This window comes from Thalassobacter stenotrophicus (genome assembly GCF_001458315.1).
Taxonomy (GTDB): domain Bacteria; phylum Pseudomonadota; class Alphaproteobacteria; order Rhodobacterales; family Rhodobacteraceae; genus Thalassobacter; species Thalassobacter stenotrophicus.
On sequence record NZ_CYRX01000007.1, the window covers coordinates 23864 to 47212 of the forward strand.

The 23349-nt window shown below is 58.8% G+C and carries 27 protein-coding genes and 1 other RNA gene; 16 read left to right on the top strand and 12 right to left on the bottom strand.

The annotated features are described in order from the left end of the window. Positions 1-41: 41 nt before the first annotated feature. Both THS5294_RS00845 and THS5294_RS00850 read left to right on the top strand, forming a co-directional pair. Positions 42-1958: an OmpA family protein gene (locus tag THS5294_RS00845; RefSeq protein ID WP_058122234.1), complete on the top strand. Its 1917-nt coding sequence runs from the start codon at positions 42-44 to the stop codon at positions 1956-1958. After that, positions 1951-2277 (top strand): hypothetical protein, encoded by a 327-nt coding sequence (locus THS5294_RS00850; protein ID WP_038005866.1) that lies wholly within the window; start codon positions 1951-1953, stop codon positions 2275-2277. The genes THS5294_RS00845 and THS5294_RS00850 overlap by 8 nt, the downstream gene beginning before the upstream one ends. On the opposite strand, the gene THS5294_RS00855 is transcribed toward THS5294_RS00850, so the two are convergent. Further along, the gene (locus THS5294_RS00855; protein WP_058122291.1) at positions 2274-3206 is read right to left on the bottom strand and encodes an L-threonylcarbamoyladenylate synthase; all 933 of its coding nucleotides are present in this window, start codon (positions 3204-3206) and stop codon (positions 2274-2276) included. The genes THS5294_RS00850 and THS5294_RS00855 overlap by 4 nt on opposite strands. Before the next feature lie 119 nt (positions 3207-3325). Between THS5294_RS00855 and THS5294_RS00860 the strand changes: the two genes are divergently transcribed. The 5 genes from THS5294_RS00860 to THS5294_RS00880 all read left to right on the top strand — a co-directional run bounded on the left by THS5294_RS00860 (position 3326) and on the right by THS5294_RS00880 (position 7359). Beyond that, positions 3326-4996: an acyl-CoA dehydrogenase family protein gene (locus THS5294_RS00860; protein WP_058122235.1), complete on the top strand. Its 1671-nt coding sequence runs from the start codon at positions 3326-3328 to the stop codon at positions 4994-4996. A 10-nt stretch (positions 4997-5006) separates the two neighbouring features. Beyond that, the gene (locus THS5294_RS00865) at positions 5007-6080 is read left to right on the top strand and encodes an MBL fold metallo-hydrolase (protein ID WP_058122236.1); all 1074 of its coding nucleotides are present in this window, start codon (positions 5007-5009) and stop codon (positions 6078-6080) included. Then, positions 6046-6504 (top strand): DUF6173 family protein, encoded by a 459-nt coding sequence (locus THS5294_RS00870; RefSeq protein ID WP_058122237.1) that lies wholly within the window; start codon positions 6046-6048, stop codon positions 6502-6504. Before THS5294_RS00865 ends, THS5294_RS00870 begins: the two co-directional genes overlap by 35 nt. A 95-nt stretch (positions 6505-6599) precedes the next feature. After that, on the top strand, positions 6600-6737 hold the full coding sequence (locus THS5294_RS00875; protein WP_058122238.1) for an aa3-type cytochrome c oxidase subunit IV: 138 nt from the start codon (positions 6600-6602) through the stop codon (positions 6735-6737). A 4-nt stretch (positions 6738-6741) separates the two neighbouring features. Then, complete coding sequence (locus tag THS5294_RS00880) at positions 6742-7359, top strand: hypothetical protein (protein WP_058122239.1); 618 nt, start codon at positions 6742-6744, stop codon at positions 7357-7359. 68 nt (positions 7360-7427) lie between these two features. Here the strand turns inward: THS5294_RS00880 and rpsU are convergent, their stop codons facing one another. Further along, positions 7428-7634, bottom strand: coding sequence for a 30S ribosomal protein S21 (gene rpsU, locus THS5294_RS00885; protein ID WP_038005873.1), 207 nt, complete (start codon positions 7632-7634; stop codon positions 7428-7430). Positions 7635-7730: 96 nt separating this feature from the next. On the opposite strand from rpsU, the gene THS5294_RS00890 reads away from it, so the two are divergent. Both THS5294_RS00890 and THS5294_RS00895 read left to right on the top strand, forming a co-directional pair. Next, on the top strand, positions 7731-8423 hold the full coding sequence (locus THS5294_RS00890; protein WP_058122240.1) for a COQ9 family protein: 693 nt from the start codon (positions 7731-7733) through the stop codon (positions 8421-8423). 37 nt (positions 8424-8460) lie between these two features. Further along, positions 8461-9444, top strand: a complete 984-nt coding sequence (locus tag THS5294_RS00895) for an NAD(P)H-quinone oxidoreductase (protein WP_058122241.1) — start codon at positions 8461-8463, stop codon at positions 9442-9444. 322 nt (positions 9445-9766) lie between these two features. Here the strand turns inward: THS5294_RS00895 and THS5294_RS00900 are convergent, their stop codons facing one another. Next, positions 9767-10477 carry an HAD family hydrolase gene (locus tag THS5294_RS00900; RefSeq protein ID WP_058122242.1) on the bottom strand — a complete coding sequence of 237 codons (711 nt, stop codon included), beginning with the start codon at positions 10475-10477 and terminating at the stop codon, positions 9767-9769. 105 nt (positions 10478-10582) lie between these two features. Here THS5294_RS00900 and clpS point away from each other — a divergent pair, with 105 nt between their 5' ends. From clpS to THS5294_RS00920, 4 genes are all read left to right on the top strand, one after another. Then, complete coding sequence (gene clpS / locus THS5294_RS00905; protein WP_038006070.1) at positions 10583-10909, top strand: ATP-dependent Clp protease adapter ClpS; 327 nt, start codon at positions 10583-10585, stop codon at positions 10907-10909. Positions 10910-10922: 13 nt separating this feature from the next. Further along, a complete protein-coding gene (locus THS5294_RS00910; protein WP_058122243.1) occupies positions 10923-11903 on the top strand; it encodes a class I SAM-dependent methyltransferase in 981 nt (326 codons plus the stop codon). A gap of 3 nt (positions 11904-11906) precedes the next feature. Further along, entirely contained in the window at positions 11907-12707 is an 801-nt protein-coding gene (locus THS5294_RS00915) for an SDR family NAD(P)-dependent oxidoreductase (protein ID WP_058122244.1), read from the top strand. A gap of 89 nt (positions 12708-12796) precedes the next feature. After that, a complete protein-coding gene (locus THS5294_RS00920) occupies positions 12797-14041 on the top strand; it encodes a PAS domain-containing protein (RefSeq protein ID WP_058122245.1) in 1245 nt (414 codons plus the stop codon). A gap of 44 nt (positions 14042-14085) precedes the next feature. Here the strand turns inward: THS5294_RS00920 and THS5294_RS00925 are convergent, their stop codons facing one another. Continuing rightward, complete coding sequence (locus THS5294_RS00925; RefSeq protein WP_038005884.1) at positions 14086-14832, bottom strand: DUF1013 domain-containing protein; 747 nt, start codon at positions 14830-14832, stop codon at positions 14086-14088. Positions 14833-14960: 128 nt separating this feature from the next. Here THS5294_RS00925 and THS5294_RS00930 point away from each other — a divergent pair, with 128 nt between their 5' ends. Then, positions 14961-15590, top strand: coding sequence for a ribonuclease T2 family protein (locus THS5294_RS00930; RefSeq protein WP_058122246.1), 630 nt, complete (start codon positions 14961-14963; stop codon positions 15588-15590). On the opposite strand, the gene THS5294_RS00935 is transcribed toward THS5294_RS00930, so the two are convergent. From THS5294_RS00935 to THS5294_RS00960, 7 genes are all read right to left on the bottom strand, one after another. Next, on the bottom strand, positions 15591-16994 hold the full coding sequence (locus tag THS5294_RS00935; RefSeq protein WP_158508570.1) for a bifunctional diguanylate cyclase/phosphodiesterase: 1404 nt from the start codon (positions 16992-16994) through the stop codon (positions 15591-15593). A 91-nt stretch (positions 16995-17085) separates the two neighbouring features. Then, complete coding sequence (recR, locus tag THS5294_RS00940) at positions 17086-17694, bottom strand: recombination mediator RecR (RefSeq protein WP_058122248.1); 609 nt, start codon at positions 17692-17694, stop codon at positions 17086-17088. A gap of 15 nt (positions 17695-17709) precedes the next feature. Further along, positions 17710-18054: a YbaB/EbfC family nucleoid-associated protein gene (locus tag THS5294_RS00945; RefSeq protein WP_038005890.1), complete on the bottom strand. Its 345-nt coding sequence runs from the start codon at positions 18052-18054 to the stop codon at positions 17710-17712. A gap of 117 nt (positions 18055-18171) precedes the next feature. Beyond that, complete coding sequence (locus THS5294_RS00950) at positions 18172-18564, bottom strand: hypothetical protein (RefSeq protein WP_133244409.1); 393 nt, start codon at positions 18562-18564, stop codon at positions 18172-18174. Further along, entirely contained in the window at positions 18540-20273 is a 1734-nt protein-coding gene (locus tag THS5294_RS00955) for a DNA polymerase III subunit gamma/tau (protein ID WP_058122250.1), read from the bottom strand. Before THS5294_RS00955 ends, THS5294_RS00950 begins: the two co-directional genes overlap by 25 nt. Positions 20274-20408: 135 nt before the next feature. Continuing rightward, positions 20409-20506: signal recognition particle sRNA small type (gene ffs, locus THS5294_RS17850), an RNA gene on the bottom strand. Positions 20507-20552: 46 nt separating this feature from the next. Continuing rightward, positions 20553-20876, bottom strand: a complete 324-nt coding sequence (locus tag THS5294_RS00960; RefSeq protein ID WP_058122251.1) for a hypothetical protein — start codon at positions 20874-20876, stop codon at positions 20553-20555. Positions 20877-20997: 121 nt separating this feature from the next. Here THS5294_RS00960 and nudC point away from each other — a divergent pair, with 121 nt between their 5' ends. Both nudC and THS5294_RS00970 read left to right on the top strand, forming a co-directional pair. Continuing rightward, positions 20998-21954 (top strand): NAD(+) diphosphatase, encoded by a 957-nt coding sequence (gene nudC / locus THS5294_RS00965; RefSeq protein WP_038005896.1) that lies wholly within the window; start codon positions 20998-21000, stop codon positions 21952-21954. A 36-nt stretch (positions 21955-21990) separates the two neighbouring features. Next, positions 21991-22452 (top strand): SRPBCC family protein, encoded by a 462-nt coding sequence (locus THS5294_RS00970; RefSeq protein ID WP_058122252.1) that lies wholly within the window; start codon positions 21991-21993, stop codon positions 22450-22452. On the opposite strand, the gene THS5294_RS00975 is transcribed toward THS5294_RS00970, so the two are convergent. Further along, complete coding sequence (locus THS5294_RS00975; protein WP_058122253.1) at positions 22449-23288, bottom strand: prephenate dehydratase; 840 nt, start codon at positions 23286-23288, stop codon at positions 22449-22451. The two genes, THS5294_RS00970 and THS5294_RS00975, sit on opposite strands and share 4 nt — an antisense overlap. Positions 23289-23349 lie beyond the last annotated feature (61 nt).

A 23349-nucleotide genomic window follows, 5' to 3' on the forward strand; every position in this document is an offset into this window, starting at 1 on the left:
CGGGGCTAAATGGAAGGCCACCAAGGGAGCCTTCGGTTTATATGTCACGCCTGCCAACAGTGATTGCCACTGCCTGCTTTGCCGTTGCGGGTGCTGCGGCATGGGGGACAGCGCATTTTGGTGCGGACTGGATCGAAACGCGCTCGGTTCAGGCGCTGGATCAGGTGTTTGCCCAAGAGGCGCTGGATTGGGTTGAGGTCTATCCCGACGGTTTGATCCTGAATGTCACCGGCACCGCCCCGTCTGAGGCCGCGCGCTTTCGTGCAATTACCGTAGCGGGCACGGTTGTGGGCAGCGGTCGGATTGTGGATGCGATGGACGTCATCGATCCCGAAAGCATTGCACCGCCTCGGTTCTCGCTTGAGATTTTGCGCAATGACATGGGCATTTCGTTGATTGGTTTGGTGCCGTCTGATGGTGGTCGCGCGCAGTTGTCCGAAGGGCTTGCGAACCTCGGGGCTGACGTGCCTGTGACCGACATGGTTGAGCAAACTGCACGTGATGTACCCGAAAACTGGGCTGATGCCGTTGATTTCGCGTTGCGTAGTCTTCGGGATCTGCCGCGTTCGAAAATATCGGTGTCAAAAGACCGGGTTGAGATCACGGCCATCGCTGACAGCGCAGAACAAAAGGCAACGCTAGAGGCGGCAATTGCCCGGCGTGCGCCCGCAGGCATCGCACTGGCGATGTCGATTTCGGCACCGCGCCCGGTGATTACCCCGTTCACCTTACGGTTCACCAAGGATGGTGATGCCGTGGCGTTTGACGCCTGCTCGGCGGATACGGATGCAGCACGCGATCAGATCGTGCGCGCCGCGGCAGGCGTAGGGTTTGAGGGCAAGGCGGACTGCGTCGTTGGGCTTGGCGTGCCGTCGGCATCGTGGGCTGACGCTGTTTCGCTGGGCATTACCGCGTTGGACGATTTAGGTGGCGGGACGATCACCTTTTCGGATGCAGACGTGACACTGATTGCGGCCGATACCACACCGCAATCGACGTTTGATCGCACGATTGGGCAATTGGAAAGCGACCTGCCGGATGTGTTTTCGCTGCATTCTGTGCTGCCCCCGAAACCAGAAAGCAGTGCCGCCCAAGCAGAGGTGCCTGAGTTTGTGGCGACCCGGTCTCCCGAAGGGATCGTGCAAATGCGCGGCCGTCTGAGCGATGTGGCTCAAGAGGCTGCTGTGCTCAGCTTTGCGCGTGCGCATTTTGGCAGCGAAGACACCTACATCGCCACTCGACAGGACCCCGAACTGCCCAACGGCTGGCCTGCGCGTGTGTTTGCGGGGCTAGAGGCGCTGAGCCATCTCAACAACGGCACGCTGATCGTGCAGCCCAGCACCGTTGAGGTGCGCGGCGATACCGGCTCGCGCACAGCCCGTGCTGACATGTCCCGCATTCTGTCGTCCAAGCTGGGCGAAAGTGCAGATTTTTCCGTGGCTGTGATCTATGATGAATTGCTTGATCCAACCGCGAATATCCCAACGCCCGAGGAATGCGTCGCGCGGATGAACGCGGTGTTGGAGGTCAAGAAAATCACCTTTGAGCCGGGTTCTGCCGACATCGACAGTTCTGCCGTGGATCAGGTCGAAAAGCTTGCCGCCGCCTTTGAGGATTGCGATCGTATTCGCGTTGAAATTGGCGGGCACACGGACAGTCAGGGACGTGAGGAAATGAACCTCAACCTAAGCCAACAACGCGCTGATGCGGTGCGGTCGGCGCTTGTGGATCGGGGCGTTGAGCCCGCCGCCCTACAGGCCGTGGGCTACGGTGAGACCCAACCGATTGAGGACAACGGGACCGAAGAAGGCCGTGAGGCGAACCGCCGTATCGCGTTCCGCTTGATTCCAAATCCGGTCCCGGCCGCTGCGTTGGCGACTGAGGCCGCCGCAAGTGCCGAGGCCCCAGACGCGGGTGAAACCGCTGACCCATCTCAGGAGGCTGCGGCCGATGAATAACACGCAATTTGTGACGACTATCGCCATCATTCTGTTCATTGCTTTCGTGCTGGGCTGGTTCGCCTCGTGGTTGGTGAGCAAGTTCAGCCGTGTGACGAAATCGGATGTGGCCGAGCTGGAAGATATGGCCCAAGCGCTGCACGACGCCGAAGAAATGCGCGATCAGGCCGTCAGTCATATGCAACAGCGCGAAGCAGAGCTCAGCGGCCAGCTGTCCCAGACGGAGGCCGAGTTGCGCGCCGCGATGGAGGGGCTGCGGGAGGCCCGCCATGAGGCGTCAGAGCTGCGCAACTATATCGAAGCGCACGCCAAAGGCTAACTGCGGGGTGCCGCGGCGCGGGTCAGTCGATCATTGATCGCGCGACCTAAGCCTACGTTCGGGATGGGTGCTACATCAATCGGTAGCCCCAAGGCATCCGCCGTGTGCAGGGCCCCGAACAGGCGCGAGGCGGCTTCGACCAGATCACCGCTCTCGGAGAGGGTGAGGTCACCCATAATCTCTCCGAAACCGATCAACGTGCGTCCTGCGTGCCGATCCGTGATGTTCAGGCTGACGGGCGCATCGGGTGCATAGTGGCTGCTCAGTTGCCCCGGCGCTTGGATTTTTCCGGGCGTTGTGTCCTCTGGCAGGGCGTGGCCGAGCTGGGCTTCAACCTCTTCAACGGCCAGCCCACCTGCGCGCATTAACCGGACGGGATCACCGCCAAGAATGGTCGATTCGAGGCCAACGGCACATGCGCCTCCGTCCAGTATCGCCGCGATTTTGCCGTTTAGGCCCGCATAGACGTGGGCGGCGGTCGTTGGGCTGATCTGGCCCGAGGGGTTCGCCGATGGTGCGGCCAAGGGGCGGCCCGTTTCGCGCAGCAACGCTTGGGCCAGTGGATGCGCGGGCACGCGCAGTGCAACAGACGGCAGGCCCGCTGAGACCAGATCGGACAATCCGTGACCGGCCCGCAAAGGGGCCACAATTGTGACAGGCCCCGGCCAAAAGGCCTGTGCGAGGCGCAGCAATGGCCCCTCTATCACGGCGTATTCTTGAGCCGCTGCAAGGTCGGGGACATGGACGATCAATGGGTTGAAACTGGGCCGGCCCTTTGCGGCAAAAATCCCGGCGCAGGCCCGTCCGTTCGTGGCGTCACCGCCAAGGCCGTAGACGGTTTCCGTTGGAAAGGCCACGAGCTCGCCACCGCGCAGAAATGCGGCTGCGCGGGCAAGGCCATTTGCCTCTGGGGTCAGGATTTCGGTCATCTGAAAATATGTAACGCTGCGTTGTTGTTGATTGGCCACCGAAGCGCGACCTAGGTTTGCCCAAAACATCCATACCGCTCGCGCACCGCGAGGAAAAGCGTCCAACCTAAGAGAGCCCGATGTCCTACACGCCGCCTGTCTCCGAAATTCGTCATCTTTTGTCCACGGTCGTTGGTTTTGACCAAGTCAGCGCGACTGCGCGCTTTGCTGAGGCCGGCGATGAGATGGTCGATGCGATTCTGTCCGAAGCTGGGCGCATGGCGGCGGATGTCTTGGCCCCTTTGAACCGGGTGGGCGACACGCATCCCACGCGGCTTGAAAATGGCAAAGTGCGCATGCCCCCCGGTTTTATCGAAGGCTACGGCGCGATTGCGCAGGGTGGATGGGTCGGGATGGCCGCTGACCCAGAGTATGGCGGCATGGGCCTACCGCTCACGCTGATGACGGCGGTGAATGAATTCATTGGGTCCGCGTGTTTGTCGATGAACCTGATCCCCTTGATGAGCCAAGGTCAGATTGAAGCCCTAGAGCATCATGCCTCAGATGAATTGAAGGCGCTGTATTTGCCCAAGCTGATTTCGGGCGAATGGGCGGGCACGATGAATCTGACGGAGCCGCAAGCGGGCAGTGACGTCGGCGCGTTGCGGTCCAAGGCGGAGCCTTTGGGCGATGGCACTTATGCGATTACGGGGCAGAAAATCTATATTTCTGGCGGGGATCACGACCTGACTGAGAATATCTGCCACTTGGTTTTGGCCCGCTTGCCCGATGGAGTTGAGGGGACCAAAGGCATCAGCCTGTTCATGGTGCCCAAGCTGATCCCCGATGCGGGTGGCACTCTTGGTGTCGCTAATACGCTCAAGGTTGTGAGCCTTGAGCATAAGCTGGGGCAGGCCGGCTGCCCTACGGCAGTGATGCAATATGACGGTGCCAAGGGGTGGCTGGTGGGTGAGCCGCACAAAGGCATGGCTGCTATGTTTACCATGATGAACAACGCGCGACTTGGCGTGGCAATGCAGGGCGTGTCCGTGGCTGAGGCCGCAACGCAACACGCGCTCGCCTATGCGCTGGATCGCAAGCAGGGCCAGACGCCCAAGGGCGCGACGGCCATTTTTGACCACGCGGATGTGCGCCGGATGGTGGCGGGGATGAAGGCCGATACCGCCGCCGCCCGTGCGATTGCCTTTGAATGCGCGGTGTCCATCGACATGGCGACGGCCACGGGTGAGGCCGCCTGGAATGCGCGAGCCGCACTGCTGACGCCTATCGCCAAGGCCTATTGCACCAATGTCGGGATCGCGGTTGCGGACACGGGCATCCAAGTGCACGGGGGCATGGGCTACATTGAGGAAACCGGTGCCGCGCAATACCTGCGCGATGTCCGCGTGGCCGCGATTTATGAAGGCACGAATGGGATTCAGGCGATGGATCTGGTGGGCCGTAAACTGTCCGATGGGGGCGACGCGGCCTTTGCCCTGATGGACGAAATAAACGCGATGGATCACCCCGCACTTCGCGCGGCCGTGACCGAATTGCGCCACGTGACGGACTGGCTGCTGGAACAACCATTAAATGAACGCTTCGCCGGTGCGGTCCATTATCTGGCGGCTTTCGCGCGCATTATCGGCAGTTGGACCCACCTCAAGGGTGCGCGGGCCGGGGGTAAACACGCCAAACTTGCGCAAATCTATGTCTCTCGGGCGTTGCCAGAGGCGATGGCGGAACTGGGGAAGGTTTCGCTTGGCGCGACGGACCTGTATGCCCTGAGTGCAGAGGATCTAGCCACGTAAGGATACCGGGATGAAAGACGCGCCAATTGGCATCAGGTATCCGTGGGAAACGCCCCCTGACGAGAGCGTTTTGGTTGAGGTCGCACAGGGCGTGTTGTGGGCCAGATTGCCCCTGCCGATGGCGCTGGATCATGTGAATGTCTACTTCCTGCGGGAGCCGAATGGCTGGGCGCTGATGGACACGGGCTTTGACACAAAACGTGCGCGCGCCATTCTTGAGGGGTTGATGGCGCAGTTGGATGGTCCGGTGACGCGTGTGTTCGTCACCCACTATCATCCTGACCACATTGGTCTTGCGGGTTGGTTGATGGCGCGCGGGGCGGAGCTGATCTGTACCCGCACCAGCTATGTTACGGCGCGGATGCTAACGCTGGATGCCCAAGATGTGCCTGCGCCTGAAACGCTTGAGTTTTGGCGCGTGAATGGGATGGACCCAGAGGTGCTTGCGCAGCGCACCACCGAGCGACCGTTTAACTTTGCCGATTGCGTGCACCCCCTACCGCTAGGCTTTACCCGTGTGGATGAGGGCGATCGGATCACCCTTGGGGGGCGTGATTGGGATGTGGCCTTGGGCCAAGGCCACGCCGCTGATCACGCGGTTTTGTATGAGGTGGATGGGCCGTTGGTTCTGGGCGGTGATCAGCTTTTGCCGTCGATCTCTCCCAATATTGGGGTGTATGCCACTGAGCCTGAGGCTGACCCCGTGGGCGAATGGCTAGACGCATGTATCCGTCTGGCACCGCGCGCGCGGGACGATCAATTGGTGCTGCCGGGACATAAACTGCCGTTTACAGGGCTGCCCCTGCGGATGGCGCAATTGGCGCAAAACCACCATGGCGCGCTGGACCGCTTGCTGGACCACCTACAAACCCCACGCTTGGGCGGCGAGTGTTTTGCGCCTTTGTTCAAGCGCAAGATCACGTCTGGCATCTATGGGCTCGCGTTTGTCGAAACCATTGCGCACCTCAACCACCTGTGGAAACGTGGGGACATCACACGCACACCACAGGCGGATGGCGTTTACGTCTGGCAAGCCAAGGGGAACGGCGATGAACGAGACACAGACAACAGCAGAGGCGCTTGAGGCGGCGGCACTCACGAGACGTGGCGCGGTGCATGCAAACCCCGCAGAGCCCTGCGCCGAAGCCGCCCCCGTGCCAGATGCAGTCAGCAAAAAACCCGTAGATCAGAAAAGCCCCGCCGAATGGGCCTATCAGCGGGTCATCATGTACCTCAAGAATTTTGAGGAACAGCTGGATGCCGAGCATGAAGTTGCGATGGGGTTCACCGGGGGGGACATGGGCGTGCTGCGCATTCAGGGCGTCGGGTTCTATGCGCCCGATATCATCACCTTTTACGGGATCGATCAGGCGGGCGCGAAAACGCAGCTTATCCAGCATGTAAATCAGTTGAACGTGATGCTGCGCACCCTGCCAAAGCCCAAAGAACAGCCCGAGCCGATGCGTATCGGATTTCAATTGGCCGCCGCGCTTGAGGAAAACACCTAGCTGCGCCGATTTCGCGCGCCAGTCCCCCGTGACAGGGGCCGCGCAATCGGCTAACGACTGCGCAACGGACAGAAGCTTAATCTGGGAGACGACCAATGGCAGAAGAGCACAAGCACGGCAGCATGAACACCGAAGTGCATGAAAAGACATTCGAAGGCTTTGTGACATTCACAAAGTGGACCGTTGTCGCAATCATCGCAGTTCTGGTTTTCCTCGCGATTTTCGCGCGCTAAGCCAATGCGCTGGCTGGCAGTTGTTGCCGCCCTTTGCGCGCTAAGCGCCTGCACGGCTGAGCCGAAGTGGGCGGATGACAGCGCGGTGACACAGGCCCGTTATATACATGACGGGCCGACGTCGCTGACGTTAATCACAGCCATAAACAACAGATCAGGCAATGGCGGGCACTCGGCCCTGTTGGTTAACGGATCTGAGCGTGTGTTGTGGGATCCCGCCGGCACATGGTGGCACCCCACCGTACCAGAGCGCAATGACGTGCTCTTTGGTATGAACCCCACGGTTTATGACTTTTACCTCGACTACCACGCCCGTGAGACGTTTCATGTGGTGCTGCAAGAGGTCGAGGTAAGCCCCGAAGTGGCTGACCAAGCACTGGCATTGGTCAAGGCCAATGGGGCCGCGGGCAACGCGACCTGCGCCATTACCACCAGCCGTATTTTGCAGGCACTTGGCCTGCCGCAAATGTCTCCGTCCTACTTTCCTGTGCAAGTCATGGAAGATTTCGCCAAATTGCCCGGCGTATCCGAGCGGAAGATCTTTGACGACAGCCCTGATTCGAACTCAGATGTTTTGCGGTACCGCGCCCAGCAGGCGGCCAAGGCCGCAGCAGCTGGCTAAAGCCCGGGCAAAGAAAAACCCCCGAGCCTGAAGGCACCGGGGGTTCTCTATGACAATCGACGAAATGCTCAGAGCATCCCTTCGCGTTGCGCTTTTTTCCGAGCGAGCTTACGGGACCGGCGAATTGCTTCTGCCTTCTCGCGCGCTTTTTTCTCGGAGGGCTTCTCGAAATGTTGCTTGAGCTTCATTTCCCGAAACACACCCTCGCGCTGCAGCTTCTTTTTCAGGGCACGAAGCGCCTGATCGACATTGTTGTCGCGAACACTGACCTGCATGTGGTTGTCACCACCTTCCTAAGTTAGAGTTATAAAAAGCAGGAAGCTGGCCTATAACAACGTCCCGGCTACATGTCCAGTAATGGAGGATCGCGAATGACCAACCTGACCGACAAGATGATTGATGCCGCTTTGCCCCACGTCGCGTTTGACGGGTGGTCGCAGGCGACGTTTGAGGCGGCGATGGAAGACAGCGGCGCAGTGCCCGCAGCCGCCAAGGCTGCGTTCCCGCGCGGGGCTGTTGATTTGGCGTTGGCGTTTCACAAACGCGGTGATGCCCAGATGGTTGCTGCACTGAAAACGCGGGATCTTTACGACATGCGGTTCCGGGATCGGGTGGCACATGCGGTGCGCCTGCGACTGGAACTGGCGGAGCCGCACAAAGAGGCTGTGCGCCGGGGCACCACGCTGTTTGCGCTGCCGCTTTATGCAGCGGATGGGGCGAAGGCGGTTTGGGGTACCTGTGACGCCATCTGGGACACGCTTGGCGATATGTCTGAGGATTACAATTGGTACACAAAGCGTTCGATTCTGTCGGCAGTGTATGGATCGACCGTATTGTTCTGGCTCGGCGATGAGAGTGAGGATCATGCCGCCACTTGGGGCTTTTTGGACCGCCGCATCGACAACGTGATGCAGTTCGAAAAGGTTAAGGGCGCCACACTCAACAACCCGATGTTTGCAAAGGTCTTTGCTGGGCCTTTGTGGGCGCTGGGCAAGGTGAAAGCTCCGTCCAAGCTGTCCCGCTCAGACCTTCCAGGGCAATGGCGCGACCCTTCCGCTTCGTGAAGTCGGCTGCTACCAAGGGGCAACGACGGAGGCTCCTATGGCAGAACAAATGCAAGTTGTTGAAATCACTCAGGCTGGTGGGCCTGAGGTCCTAAGGCCGACCACACGGGATGTGCCGGTTCCGGGGGCGGGCGAAATCCTGATCAAGGTCGCTTACGCGGGCGTGAACCGTCCCGATGCGCTGCAGCGTGCGGGCCTTTATAACCCTCCACCGGGAGCCAGCGATCTGCCCGGGTTAGAGGCCGCAGGCACAGTCGCGGCTGTCGGTCCCAACGTATCCAAATGGTCAGTCGGCGACCGCGTGACTGCGTTGCTGCCGGGCGGGGGCTATGCGGAATACGCGCTGACCCACCAAGACCACGCGCTGCCCATTCCGGGCGATATGCCAATGGATCAAGCCGCGGCCCTGTGTGAGACGGCGTTTACGGTTTACTCCAACGTTATGACGCGCGGTGGGCTGCAAGCGGGGGAGGTGTTTTTGGTCCATGGTGGGTCATCTGGCATAGGTACGACGGCCATCCAGTTGGCCTCTGCGATGGGTGCCCGTGTGTTCACGACTGCTGGGTCTGATGCGAAGTGTGCTGCCTGTCGGGACCTTGGGGCAGCGCGCGCGATCAACTACCGCGATGCTGATTTTGTTGAGGTTCTCAAGGCCGAGGGTGGCGCGGATTTGATCCTTGATATGGTCGGCGGGGACTACCTGCCGCGCAATGTCCGTGCGCTCAAGAACGACGGGCGTTTGGTGCAGATTGCCTTCTTGCAAGGATCAAAGGTCGCGCTGAATTTCGCGCAAGTGATGATGCGGCGACTAACGATCACCGGCTCAACGTTGCGCCCCCAAAGCGACGGAGCCAAGGCAAAGATCGCGGCCGATCTGTTGACGCATGTCTGGCCGCTTTACGCATCGGGTCGGATCAAGCCGGTGATGGACTCGGAATTCCCGTTGGCAGAGGCGGCGGCGGCTCATGCGCGGATGGAAGCATCGGAGCATATCGGGAAAATCGTTCTCAAGGTTGGGTGAGACGGCTTAGGCTCAGCTTTTCCGGTAGATAAGGTGCGATGATACCTGCGGCTGGTTGCCGCAGGTATCATGCGGTTTGTCTGCCGGTGTTTGGGGTGATGGTGTTTGGCTCGGGTGTTGGCGCGCCGGACGAAGCTTTGGTTTGGTGTTCGTCGTTCTGCTTGGAACGTTTCAAGCTTTACTCAGCGTTGTATGTGTCGCTTTAGGGGGCTGTGTCGCGCTGGTTGGGTGAGCCATCCTCGGCGGGCGATTGGAATGTCTAAATGACCGCCATGGGCTTTGGCGTGATCGCTCCGGCCCGCCCTATATAATCATCGCTGACTTAACTGTCGTCTTGCAGGTCTTGGATGAGGTTTGGCAAATCCGCCAACGCCTCTAGTGTGTGATAGCGGGGGTGGGCTTCGGGGGCCTCCGCATGTTCTAGCGCCCACGCCTCGGCGAAGGGGATGAAGACACCATGCCCGCCAGCCTCAATCATGGGAAGAACGTCTGATTTCATTGAGTTACCCGCCATCAATGCCGTCTCGGGTCCTGCACCGTATTGCGAGAATATCCGTGCATATGTGGTCGTGTTTTTGTCGGAAACGACTTCAACAGCGGTGAATAGGTGATCAATGCCAGAGGCCGCAATCTTACGTTCCTGATCAAGCAAATCGCCCTTGGTGATCAGGATCAATTGGTGGTTTTGGGCCAGCGTTTCTACAGCGTCTTGCACCCCGTCCAGTAGGTCAACAGGGTGGGCGAGCATGTCTTGGCCCGCCTCAAGAATTTGCGAAATCACATGGGCGGGAACGCGTTTGTCCGTGACCTCAATGGCGGTTTCGATCATCGACAGCACAAAGCCTTTGATGCCGAAGCCATAGTGGTGAATGTTGCGTTTTTCGGCCTCTAGCAGGCGCTCCGCGAGGTGGTCAGCCTCGGCAAAATCGCCTAGCAAATCTCGAAAACGCGCCTCCGTGAGCTTAAAGAAAGTTTCGTTATGCCACAGCGTGTCATCGGCATCTAAACCAACTGTTAAGACTTTCCGTGCCATTCTCTCCTTACTGCCCCTTTTCAGGGGCGCACATGCTCTTATATTACGGGGCTAGCCGCAGTTTACCGTATGCTCAAGAGGTGTCCCTTGTTGACCCAGACCATCATGATGTCCGACACGCCTTCGGAAAACGATGGCGATACCTCCGTCATCACCGACACAAAGCCCAAGACGGCTAAGCCGCCGATGTACAAGGTATTGCTTTTGAACGACGATTACACGCCGATGGAATTCGTCGTGCACGTCTTGGAACGCTTTTTTCAGATCGGCCATGCGCAAGCCGTGGAAATTATGCTGACCGTGCACAAGAAGGGCATGGCCGTTGTGGGCGTTTTCAGCCATGAGATTGCAGAGACAAAAGTCGCGCAGGTGATGGATTTTGCCCGCCGCAATCAGCACCCTTTGCAGTGCACCATGGAAAAAGAAGACTAGGCCCCCGTATCTTATGAAATCTCGTTTCGCCTTGGCGCTCCTGAGCGGGCATGTTGACCTGCCGGACGCGGGCCCCGTCATTGTGTTCCATCCTGATGGGGCGTTTGATTTTGGTCCCGTCGATCCCGCGCGGATTACGGCGGTTCAGGGATTTTTTCCCGATCATCAGGCGCTTAGGGCGCGCAAAATTGTAACTGCGACGGAGGCTCCCGATGAGCAGGCCGTCGCGGCGGTGGTGTGCGTGTCGAAATCCAAGGCAGAAACTCTCGACCTGATTGCCAGCGCCTGTGCGGTTACGCCGAAGGGGGCAACTATTATCGTGGACGGCCCCAAGGAAGCTGGCATCGAATCGGTGTTGAAGCTGTGCCGTCAAATGGCCGAGGTGGGGCCTGCGTTCAGTAAGGCACATGGCAAAGTCTTTGCTTTTCCCAATCCAGGGCAGGCCCCCGACGGTTGGGCTGCCGCGCCGCAGACGGTCGATGGCTACAGCACCCGGGCGGGCGTGTTTTCTGCTGATGGGATTGACCCCGGCTCACGCGCACTGGTCGCGGCTTTGCCGCCGTTGAAGGGCACTGTGTGTGATCTGGGCGCGGGTTGGGGGTATTTGTCCGCAGAGGTGTTGGCGCAATGTCCCGCGGTCATCAGCATCGATTTGGTCGAGGCTGACTGGACCGCGCTTGCCTGTGCCCGCGAGAATGTCACGGACGCACGTGCAGCTTTTCATTGGGCTGACGCACGCGATTGGACGGGCCGTTACGACACGGTCATTTCGAATCCGCCGTTTCACATCGGCCGGGACACCGTGCCCGCGTTGGGGCAGGCCTTTATCTCTCAGGCGGCGCGGTTGATCGCGCCACGGGGCCAGTTCCTTATGGTGGCAAACCGCCACCTGCCATACGAGACGACGCTGCGTACCGCCTTTACCGAGGTTGTGGTCCTGGCCGAGACAGGCGGTTATAAGGTGATTTCGGCCAAAAGACCGGCAAAGAGGTAGATTATGGCGCTGAGCATCAGTGGCAAGACGGCAATCGTGACAGGTGCGGCCAACGGCGTCGGTCTGGCCATTGCGCGGCATTTTGAGGAACGCGGCGCCAAAGTGATGTGCGCGGATCGTGACGAAGCAGGTCTGGCTGAACAGATCGGCGACAGCTCTGAGAATATGAAGTTCTTCGCCGGAGATCTGCGCGAAAAGTTAACGGTAGCCAACCTTTTGTCGGCAACGGTGGATGCATTTGATCAGGTGGATATCTTGGTTAATGCCTCCCGGCAGGTAGATAAAACGGACCCGCTTGACCCAGAGGACGGCACTGTGATGGCCTTGCTTGAGCAGAACCTGATGACGTCCCTTAGGCTCAGCCAAGCGGTAGCCAAGCGTATGATAACACAGGCAGAAAATGATGGGCGGGATGAGGGAATTATTGGTTCAATCATCAACATCAGCTCTATCGCCGCGCGTCGGACGCAGGCGGATTTGCTGGGCTACTCGATCTCGCAAGCCGCGCTTGATCAAGCGACGCGGTCGCTAGCCGTTGCGCTCGCGCCTCGGCGCATCCGCGTGAATGCTGTAGCGTTTGGTTCGGTGATGTCCGCATCGTTGAAATCGTCGTTGAAAGAAGACAGCGATTTACGCCCCGCGATCTGTGCAGGCACACCGATGGGACGTATCGCAAAGCCAAGTGAAGTTGCTGATGCTGCTCAGTTTTTGGCCAGTGACGGGGCGGGCTTTATGACGGGGCAAATCCTGACCGTGGATGGGGGACGCACGCTTCTTGATCCTGTGGATGGTGCGGCGCACTGATCGAATTTGGCGCGCTTCTGCTGCCGTTAACCGATTGAGAGGTTTTGTCCGCTAGGCATGTGGCGTGCCCCTCATTCGAGTAGTCGATCATGTCAAACGCCACGTCCCAATCCTCCGGTACCCGTGAGGAAGAAGTCACTTTTGAGCCGCATGAGCTGTTCTTTTCACGAACGGATGAACGCGGGGTCGTATTGTTCGGCAACGACGTGTTTCTGCGTACCAGTCACTATCCGTGGGAGGAGATGTCCGGCGCGCCGCATAAAATCGTACGACACCCCGACATGCCGCGTGCCGTTTTCTGGATCTTGTGGGAGGCTTTGAAAGCGGGAACGCCGATTGGGGCATACATTAAAAATCGTGCGAAGAATGGGCAGCCCTATTGGGTATTTGCAATTATCACACCGATTTCAGGCGGGTACCTTTCCGTGCGGCTAAAGCCGTTGAGCGAGTTGAAGCCCAAAGTAATTGAGGTTTACGAGCGTATACGGACCAAGGAAAACGCTGAAAAGTTAGAACCACAGGCCAGCGCTGCACTGTTCTTGGAGGAAATCAAAGCACTTGGCTTTAAGGATTACCCGACGTTTATGGCCCACGCGTTGTCCAAGGAGGTTGAGGCACGAAACACCTTTATGACGCGCACAGATAATCCTGCGATGATGCGCTATCGCAATATGCTGGATGCGCTAAGCCGGATTGAAGCCTCTAGCACCAAGATCGTCGCGGGGTTTGCCAACATAAAGACATCGCCAATTAACATGGGGGTCGTCGCGGCGCAGATGGGCCAACAGGCGCTTCCGCTTAGCGTAATTTCGCAAAGTTTTAGCGATATGATTGAAGAAATTCGGAACGGAATTGCCACATTCGTAGCGCGCGCCGATACGGTTGCGGCTGAGATTCACAATGGATTGTTCGTGACATGCGCCAATCAAATCCAGAACGAAGTGATTGATATCTTTGAGGCTGGCGATGACACTGCCGTGATTGAGGCAGAGGGTAAGTTCCTGTCGGAGTTAGAGGAACGTTACCTGCAAAGTGGGCTTCAACACATGGTTGAAGAGATCACGCAATTTCACAACACGTGCAAACGGTTGACGCGGACGCTCTCGGGGCTTTCGGTGACAAGTATCATTGGCCAAATCGAAAGTGCACGTATCGGTCAACAAGGCGGCGGTATTGACGACATTATGCGTCAACTCGACGGCTTTCAGGAGCGGACGCGCAAGGAGTTGGCGTCCATTCAGGACGATAGCACCATTCTGCGTGATGCGCTTGAGCATGAAATCGCAAGTGCGCGCGGTGTGGATGCGGGGGCGCAAAAACGCCGCGCAGGATGAACCGCGCGGCGTTTAACCGTTAATACAACTGATAGAACAGCACCTTATGGCTGTTCGTCGTCCTCGTCTGCGCTCGCTTCGGGCAGGTTGAACAGGCTGTCGGCATCAAGCTCAGGACCTTCGTCCTCACGCGGATCATCAGAGAGCGTGAAGGTTTCTAGGCCGGAAATAGCAGCGGGGATCTTTGGCTCGCTGTCCATCTCAAGGCTTTGCTCGGTGGAAACCAGTTTGCGACGCTCATCATCGGACATGATGCTGCCCTCAGCGGCGAGCTTTTTGGCTGCCTTCTGAACCGCCGCATCAAGCTCGGACTGTTTGCATAGCCCCAGAGCAACTGGGTCAATCGGTTGAATACCCTGGATGTTCCAATGGGTCCGCTCACGGATGGCTTGGATGGTTGGCTTTGTCGTCCCAACCAGCTTCGAGATTTGGCCGTCGCTAAGTTCGGGGTGGAATTTCACCAGCCAGAGGATGGATGCGGGGCGATCCTGGCGCTTTGACAGCGGCGTATAGCGGGGCCCACGGCGTTTTTCCTCACCCACAGCGGCGGGATTGAACTTGAGCTTTAGCTTCTGCGTCGGATCCTTTTCAGCCGCGTCGATTTCATCTTGGGTCAGCTGGTTGTTCGTGACCGGGTCAAACCCTTTGACCCCGGTGGCCACATCGCCGTCCGCAATGCCTTGTACTTCCAGCTCGTGTAGGCCGCAAAAATCGCCAATCTGCTTGAAGCTGAGCGTGGTGTTGTCCACCAGCCAAACGGCAGTGGCTTTTGCCATGATCGGTTTGTTCATCTCGTGTCTCTCCTTACGGCATAGCTGTCCCGTCGCCCGGCTGGGCGGCGATCTGTCGACCGCGGGTTCTCGCTTTTTGGGGAACTTGAGCGGTATATATGCTCTAGATAGGCCGGAGGGAAGCAAAAATGCGTTGGATCATGGCGTTGTTGATGTTGGCAGGCGTGGCGCATGCTGATGAACCAAAGGCTGGCGTGTTCGATTATTATGTGTTGTCTCTGAGTTGGACGCCAACGTGGTGTGCCCTCGAAGGCGATGCGCGCGGCTCGTCGCAGTGCGATCAGGGGCGTGGCTTTGGGTTCACTTTGCACGGGCTGTGGCCCCAATATTCTCGTGGCTGGCCCAGCTATTGCCGTACGCCTCACCGTGAGGCCACCCGAAGCGAGACGGCCGGGATGGCTGATATCATGGGTTCCGCTGGTTTGGCGTGGCATCAATGGAAAAAGCATGGGCGTTGTTCTGGGTTGAACCCTCAGGCGTATTTTTCTGCATCACGTGCGGCCTACGACGCAATCCAGCGGCCTGAAATGCTGCGTGATCTAGACCGAGAGGTCACCTTGCCCACGCGTTTGGTTGAGGAGGCGTTTTTGCAGGCCAACCCGTCCTTGCGGGCCGATCAAGTGACGATCACTTGTAAGGCTAGGCGTATTCAGGAGGTTCGCATCTGTCTGACCAAGGAGCTTGAGCCGCGCAGATGTGGGGCCGATGTGATCCGCGATTGTCGCCAAAATGACGCCCTGTTCAGTCCGATGCGCTAGTTAGGACAGCCTTTTGAGCCATTCATCGACGGGTGCTGGCCGACCCAAAAGGTAACCCTGCACAAGGTGGATGCCAGAGGTGCGGACGGTTTCCAGCTGGGCTTCCGTCTCAACTCCCTCGGCGATGATTTCAAATTCGAGCGTGCGAGACATTTCCATCAGGCCATCCAATATCCCCGCATTGCGGGCGTTATTGTGGAGGTCCGTGATGAAATGGCGGTCGATTTTGACGATATCGACCGGAAATTCTTGCAGGCGCTGAAGGTTGGAAAACCCCCGTCCAAAGTCATCCAGGGCGACGCGAACACCGGCTTCACGCAGCGCTTCAAGCATACGTTTCGCGCCTTCTGGGTCTTGAATAACGGCGCTTTCGACAATCTCAAACACCATCCGCTCGGGCGGGACACCGTTCAACAGTTCGCTGATCCATTCGGGCGCCAGTTCATTGCCGCGCTCAAGAAAGCTGTTCGAAACGTTGAATGCGCAAAACATGCCGGGGGGGTCTTGGGTAAAGGCGTTGGCTGTGCGGCTCGCGGCTTCAAGCGGGAGTTTAAGATCAAGGTGATGGGCATCCGTCATCGTATCAACAAAGCTTTCCGGAAGGTGAACTTCGCCATCGGGTGTCACCCAACGAAGCAAAGCCTCAACCCCGACGGGTTTGCCTGCATGAATGTCCCAAATGGGTTGCACGTAATAAGTCACCTCATCGCGGTTCAAACCGTTTTGGATTTCTTCGATTGTGGGCCGCGACGCTCGTTTTGTTCGCGTTTTCAGGAGTTCCTCATCAGCGGTTTTGACCCGGTTGCGCCCCTCCAATTTGGCCAGTGCTAGCGCGTCTTCGGCCAAGATTACTGCGCTGATCAGTTTTTGATCGGGGTACAGGGGCGCAATCCCGATGGAGGCGCTGCGGCTTACCAAAATCTCACCACTGGGAACTGACGTCTTGGCGATCACCATGCCAATTCTGACCGCCGTAAGTTGCGCCTCCTTCAGATCGGGGGTGTTTAGGACGACGCAAAATTCATCGCCGCCCGTGCGCGCCACGGTGCCGGTGTTCCCCACCAGATCAATTAAGGCACTGGAAACTGCGGTGAGCAATCGGTCGCTTGTATCAAACCCGTGCCCGTCGTTCACGCTGCCAAGATTGTCGAGATCGATGCACAACACGTGGACATCATGCGACCGGTCTTCGTTTTCAATGAGCGAAAACAATTTGCTACGGGAGTATGCAGACGTCAGGTCGTCCCGCTCAAGCGCGTCGACAAGGTCGGTGTTTTGCGAGTTAAGCGCATCAACTTGGGTGCGCGTATCCGCAAGCAGTGCCCGCAGCTGCATTGCGTACACGAGGCCCACTAACGCTAATGCACCAAGGGCTGCCAACAGCACGAGGGTCCAAAATTCCATAATAAACAACATGAGCAACGATTTTTTGATACGATATGCGTGAACATAGTGCGCATACAATCGGTGGTTGTCAAAAAATTGTCAGTGCTGCTTAGCGAGGCATCTCTTTGCGGGCCGAAAGCGCGGCAGAAATGGTGCCGTCATCTAGATAATCGAGCTCCCCGCCGATGGGCACGCCTTGGGCAAGGGTGGTCATGGCGACGCCCGTGTGGGCCAGCTCACCCGCGATGTAGTGCGCCGTTGTTTGACCATCCACGGTGGCGTTCAGTGCGAGGATGACTTCTTGCACGGCTTCGCTTGTGATCCGGTCCTTGAGCCGTGGCATGCGTAGTGCCTCGGGTCCGATATCGTCGAGCGGTGACAGTGTGCCGCCCAAAACGTGGTAGCGCCCGCCGAACATGCCCGAGCGTTCCATGGCCCACAGATCCGACACTTCTTCTACGACGCAAATCTGACCATTGGCGCGCTTTTCAGAGGCGCAGATGCTGCAGACTTCTAAGGTGCTGATGTTGCCGCAATTTAGGCAGGCACGTGCGGTCTCAGCCACATGGGTCAACATGCGGGACAGTGGTTGCATCTGTGTGTCACGCTTTTTGATCAAATGCAGCACAGCACGCCGCGCAGATCGGGGACCAAGCCCGGGGAGCTTGGCCATCATTTCGATCAGCGCGTTGAGGTCAGACAGGTCGTCCGTCGCCATATCAGGGTTCGCGGCTCAGAATGGGAGCTTCATTCCCGCGGGCAAGCCCATGCCTTCGGTCAGTTCCTGCATTTCGCTGGCGGCCTTTGCGGCGGCTTTTGTTTGCGCATCATTGATGGCGGCAAGGATCAGGTCCTCGACGACTTCTTTTTCATTGGGGTCAAAGATCGACGGGTCGATATCGAGACCCGTCAACACGCCTTTGGCTGTTGCGGTCGCCGTCACAAGGCCCGCGCCGCTTTCGCCGGTCACAGTGATGTTGGCGAGATTATCTTGCATCTCAGCCATTTTTGTCTGCATTTCCTGCGCTTTTTTCATCATGCCGGCCATATCGCCAAGCTGACCAAGTCCTTTGAGCATCGTAAACTGCCTCTTTGTCCGGGTGTCCAAGTTAGTTGACAAGGTAACCCCCGTCGGCCCCATTCGCCAGCCCAAACAGACAGATTAAGGTGTCGCAGTGACGAAGCGGTGCTGTGCCTAGAGCCGGGTGGACTTTGGCAGTGTATACAAAACGGTCCCCGCACATATCAGCGCGACCCCGATCAGGAACAGGGCAGGGGACCCGACGCAGCCCTCGGTAGCGGCTTGCGCGAGTTGCGCATTCCCGTTCAAGGCCACGGCAGACGTCCACATCGCCCACGCGACAACGACAGCCAATCCGCCCCACTGGCTGCGAAAACGGACCACAAGCGCGGTCGCTACGATCAACAAAAGGCTGGGTGGCGTGCCAAACAGAGCCACGGCCTCTGTTAGGGCTGTGGCCTCTGTCCCGGTCCAATTGGGCCGGACTTGGGCGCAGATATCGGCGAGTGCGGGTGCCGGCAGGGCTGCAAACGCGGCAAGGATCACTCCTCTTCGAACGGATCCCATTCGTCGGGCACCTCCGGCAAAGCATCGGCGAGGGCCTGTGCGGCCAGCGCCTCTGGGGTTCGAATTTCGAGGATCTTGGCCGTTGGAAATAGATCGAAAACGGCGGCCATCATGGGGTGCGCTTTGGCCTGGGCCTCCAGGGCAGCGGCTTCTGCGTCGCGATCCTCGGCAATCGTTTTGCCACCGCCGGCATTCACGACCGAAATTGCCCAGCGTTGGCCAGTCCAGCCCTGTAGCCTTGACGACAGCCGAGCAGCTAAGTCGGCTGGGGCTTCTGGTGTGGGCTCAAATTCAATGCGCCCGGGGGCGTAATTGGCCAGCCGCAGATAGCTTTCGATTTCCACCAATAGCTTCACATCGCGGTGCTGACGGACCAACTCAACCACTTGGCTAAACTGGTTGTACCGCTCCAGCCCCGGTGTGGGGGCTGCGGCGGGTGCGGCTTGGGCGCCAGAGCCGGACACCACATTCGTGACGCTGTTCATCGGGCCGCGTGGGCCGCCGCCTTGTGGGTTGGGGGCGCGGGTCGCTGGGGCTTGGCCTGCGGGCGGGTCCTTTTGCAACTTGCGGATTAGGTCGTCGGGTGCCGGTAGGTCTGCCACGTGGGTCAGGCGGATGATCGCCATTTCGGCTGCCATCATCGCATTTGGCGCGGCGGAAACTTCTTCGAGTGATTTCAACAGCATTTGCCACATCCGGGTCAGGCTGCGCATGGGCAAGCCTGCGGCCATGGACTGGCCCCGGGCGCGTTCATCTGGTGAAACGGTGGGGTCCTCGGCAGCCTCAGGCGTGATCTGAATGACCGAAACCCAATGCGTGATTTCTGACAAATCGCGCAGCACCGCCAACGGGTCCGCCCCGTCCGAGTATTGCTGCGCCAGTTCGGTCAACGCCGCGGCGGCATCGCCCCGCATGATCATGTCGAACAGGTCCAAAACGCGGCCACGGTCGGCCAGTCCAAGCATCGCGCGGACCTGTATTGCGGTCGTTTCGCCCGCGCCGTGGCTGATCGCTTGGTCCAGCAGGGACATCGCATCGCGGACAGACCCCTCTGCGGCGCGGGTGATCAACGCCAGCGCATCATCCGCAATCTCTGCATTCTCAGCCGTGGCGATCTTGCGCAGGTGTGCGACCATAACCTCGGGTTCGATCCGGCGCAGGTCGAACCGCTGACACCGGGACAAAACGGTGACGGGAACTTTGCGGATCTCGGTCGTGGCAAAGATGAATTTGACGTGCGCAGGGGGTTCTTCCAACGTCTTGAGCAGCGCGTTGAACGCGCTGGTCGAGAGCATGTGAACCTCATCGATGATGTAGATTTTGTAGCGAGCAGAGGCCGCGCGGTAGTGCACACTGTCGATAATTTCGCGGATGTCGCCGACGCCGGTGCGTGATGCGGCGTCCATTTCCATAACATCGACGTGCCGTCCCTCAGAAATGGCAACACAGTGTTCGCAGGTCCCGCAAGGGTCCGTCGTCGGGCCGCCCGTTCCGTCAGGGCCAACGCAGTTCATCCCCTTGGAAATAATCCGCGCGGTGGTGGTTTTGCCGGTGCCGCGAATACCCGTCATGATAAAGGCCTGCGCGATCCTGTCCGCCTCAAAAGCGTTGCGCAGGGTGCGGACCATCGCCTCCTGACCGATCAGATCGGCGAAAGTCGCAGGGCGATACTTGCGGGCAAGCACCTGATAAGCGGGTTGATCGGACATTGTGGCTCCCTCGGCTTAGGTCGCAGGATAGGGGCGCGTGCGTGGGGCGTCCAGCGTATGTGTTTGTGATTTTGTGCGATGGCGTCGTTTCAGCAGATTTTTCGGCGAAACTGCGATGCGCACCGTTGTGCGCTGGGGTGAGGGATTGGACATCGACCCAAGCGGGGCTCGTTGTGGCTGCTTCCTTCCGGACCTGACCAGGTTGGCGAGGCGCTTGCCCGCGCCAACCCCTCACCGCTCACCTAAGCAATGCCCAAAGATTCTGCAAGCCGCCCCGAGCTACAGGCAAATCAATTGTCGAAACGCCCCGTAACACACCTGCGGATCACCGGGGCCATCAATCCCGATTTTGGCGTAAACGTACCGATCTTCGTGCGTGATTTCGGTCAAGCCGCGCAGCACGTCCCAGCAGGCGTTCGGCTGTAGCTTGCACAGTGTCACCATCGCGCCGTCCAGCCCCATATCGGCTAGGTTCACCTCGGCGTCTTGCACGGCCTGCAACGTTCGCGCCTTTAGCAAACCTTCCACGGCCTCGGGCGTGGGTTTGGTGAATGTGGCGGCCAAGGTCAGCAACACAAGGGCATAGGTGCCAAGCTTTATCATCACGGTTTTCCTTGTGGCGAAACGGATCGTCCCAATGATGGGGCAGGGGGCTGCATCGGCGCAAGCCCGTTGCCACTGCCCATCGGCTGTGCCATCCCGAGGCCAAACGGGGGAATTGGCGATGCGCTTGGCGGAAACAGTGACTTTTGGTGGCTCGGGCTTGGACCGGGCTGAGGATATTCGCCGGGCCCCCGAGGAATTGGCGAAGCTGCGCAAAGACGCGCGGATGTTGCTGTTGTGGCGGGGCAAACCCCTTTTGAACCCAGAGCGAGATGCGCTTGCATGGGTGTCACCCGATCATCCTGTTGCCATGCAAGGTGCCGAAGAGGTGTTTTTGGGCAGGGATGCGCAGGGCGGGTTGTTCGCGCGCGATGTCTCAGACTGGGAGCCTTTGGGCGCGGATGAGCCTGAAATCGGTGCCTTTGTCGACCCGAGTGAGCAGAGCCACCCCGATCTGCCCAAGGGCACGGCCTTTGCGGAGTTGCGGCAGGTGATGTCGGGTCTGACCCCACGCGACGCAGAGCTGGCCGCGATGGCCAAGGCGATTTTGGAATGGCACCGCAGCCATAGGTTCTGTTCAAAATGCGGGGGGGCGACACAGGCCCGCAAAGCAGGGTTCCAACGCAAGTGTGACACCTGTGGCGGAATGCATTTCCCGCGTACCGACCCCGTGGTAATCATGCTGATCACGCACGGAAATTCTGTCTTGGTTGGACGCAGCCACGGTTGGCCAGAGGGGATGTATTCGCTGTTGGCGGGCTTTGTAGATCCGGGCGAATGCCTGGAGGCTGCCGTACGCCGCGAAGTGTGGGAAGAAGCCGGCGTGCGCGTCGGCCGTGTTGAGTACCTTGCGAGCCAGCCTTGGCCCTTTCCCATGTCGCTGATGTTTGGCTGCTGGGGTGAGGCGCTGGATCATGAGATCACAGTAGACGTCGATGAAATCGAGGATGCCCTTTGGGTGAGCAAGGAGGACATGATGGCCTCTTTCGCGGGTGAGAACCCGGCGCTCAAGCCCGCGCGAAAGGGCTCCATCGCGCAGTTCTTGTTACAAAACTGGCTTGCGGATACTTTGGACTAAGCGGCGAAGCCGCCCAAACTCCATGAGGCTACGGCAATGAAGCTCACCGCCAAGGCAGATATCGCGGCTCCGATAGATCAGGCGTTTGAAAGCTTGTGTGATCCCGACCGGCTGGAACAGACGGTTCGCGGCCAAGGTGGCATCATTCGGCGCAATCCAATCGGACCGGTGGAGGAGGGAACGCAGTGGGACGCGCGGATCGCCTTTCGCGGTGCCTCCCGGGAGGTTAGCTTTATCGTCACGTCGCTGGAGGCACCCATGCTTATGCGGTTCCGGGGCAATGGCGCGGCTTTTGATATTGCGGTCGATGTGGAGTTGGCAGTCGTCGACGCGGTCACAACACGCCTGACGGTCACAACTCAAGGCGCGCCAAAAACGCTGCCGGCCCGGATCATGATGCAATCGCTCAAGTTGGCGCATGGCCAAATTCTGGCCCGATACCGCGCGCGGATCGCGGAGTATGTGGCCGAGACCGAGGCGGAAATGCGCCTGAGTTAGTGGCGGATATGGTCGGGGTCTGCGGGATAGGTGCCCAAGACCTTCACCATTGAACTGAAATAGCTCAGCTCTTCCATCGCGCGTTGCACGGCGGGGTCCTCAGGATGGCCTTCGATATCAGCATAGAATTGTGTCGCAGTGAATTGGCCGCCGACCATGTAGCTTTCGAGCTTGGTCATGTTGACGCCGTTTGTGGCGAACCCACCCATCGCTTTGTATAGCGCGGCGGGGATGTTGCGCACCCGAAAGACAAAGCTGGTCAGCATCTGGTCCGAGCCGCGATGCGTCAGATCCGGTGTGGGCGACATGACTAAGAACCGGGTCGTGTTGGTGTCTTGATCTTCGATATCGCGTGCAAGAACTTTTAGCCCGTACGTTTCAGCAGCCAGTTCCGACGCCAAGGCGGCAGCCCCCATTTCGCCCTCTTTGGCGATGTCGGCCGCTGCGCCCGCGTTGTCTGCATGGGGTTCCGCAGTGATCGCGTTGTTCGCAAGAAAGCTTCGACACTGTGGCAGAATCACTAGGTGCCCTCGCGCGACCTTAATCTGTGAAAGGGTCTGACCGGGCATCGCCATCATGCAGATGCGGACCCGCACAAACGCCTCATCAACGATGTGTAAACCCGAATCTGGCAACAATCGGTGCATGTCAGCCACACGCCCATATGTCGTGTTTTCCACCGGAAGCATGGCCAATTCCGCATCGCCATTGCGCACTGTTGCGATCACATCCTCAAACGTTGCGCAGGGCACTGGGGTGTGATTGGGGCGGGCTTTCAGGCAGGCTTCGTGAGAGTAGGCGCCAAGCTCTCCCTGAAATGCAATGCGGGCAGACATTTAGATTCTTTCTAATTTGGTCGTTTGGTCGCGGTTCTATACCTTGAAACAGACTTGGAAA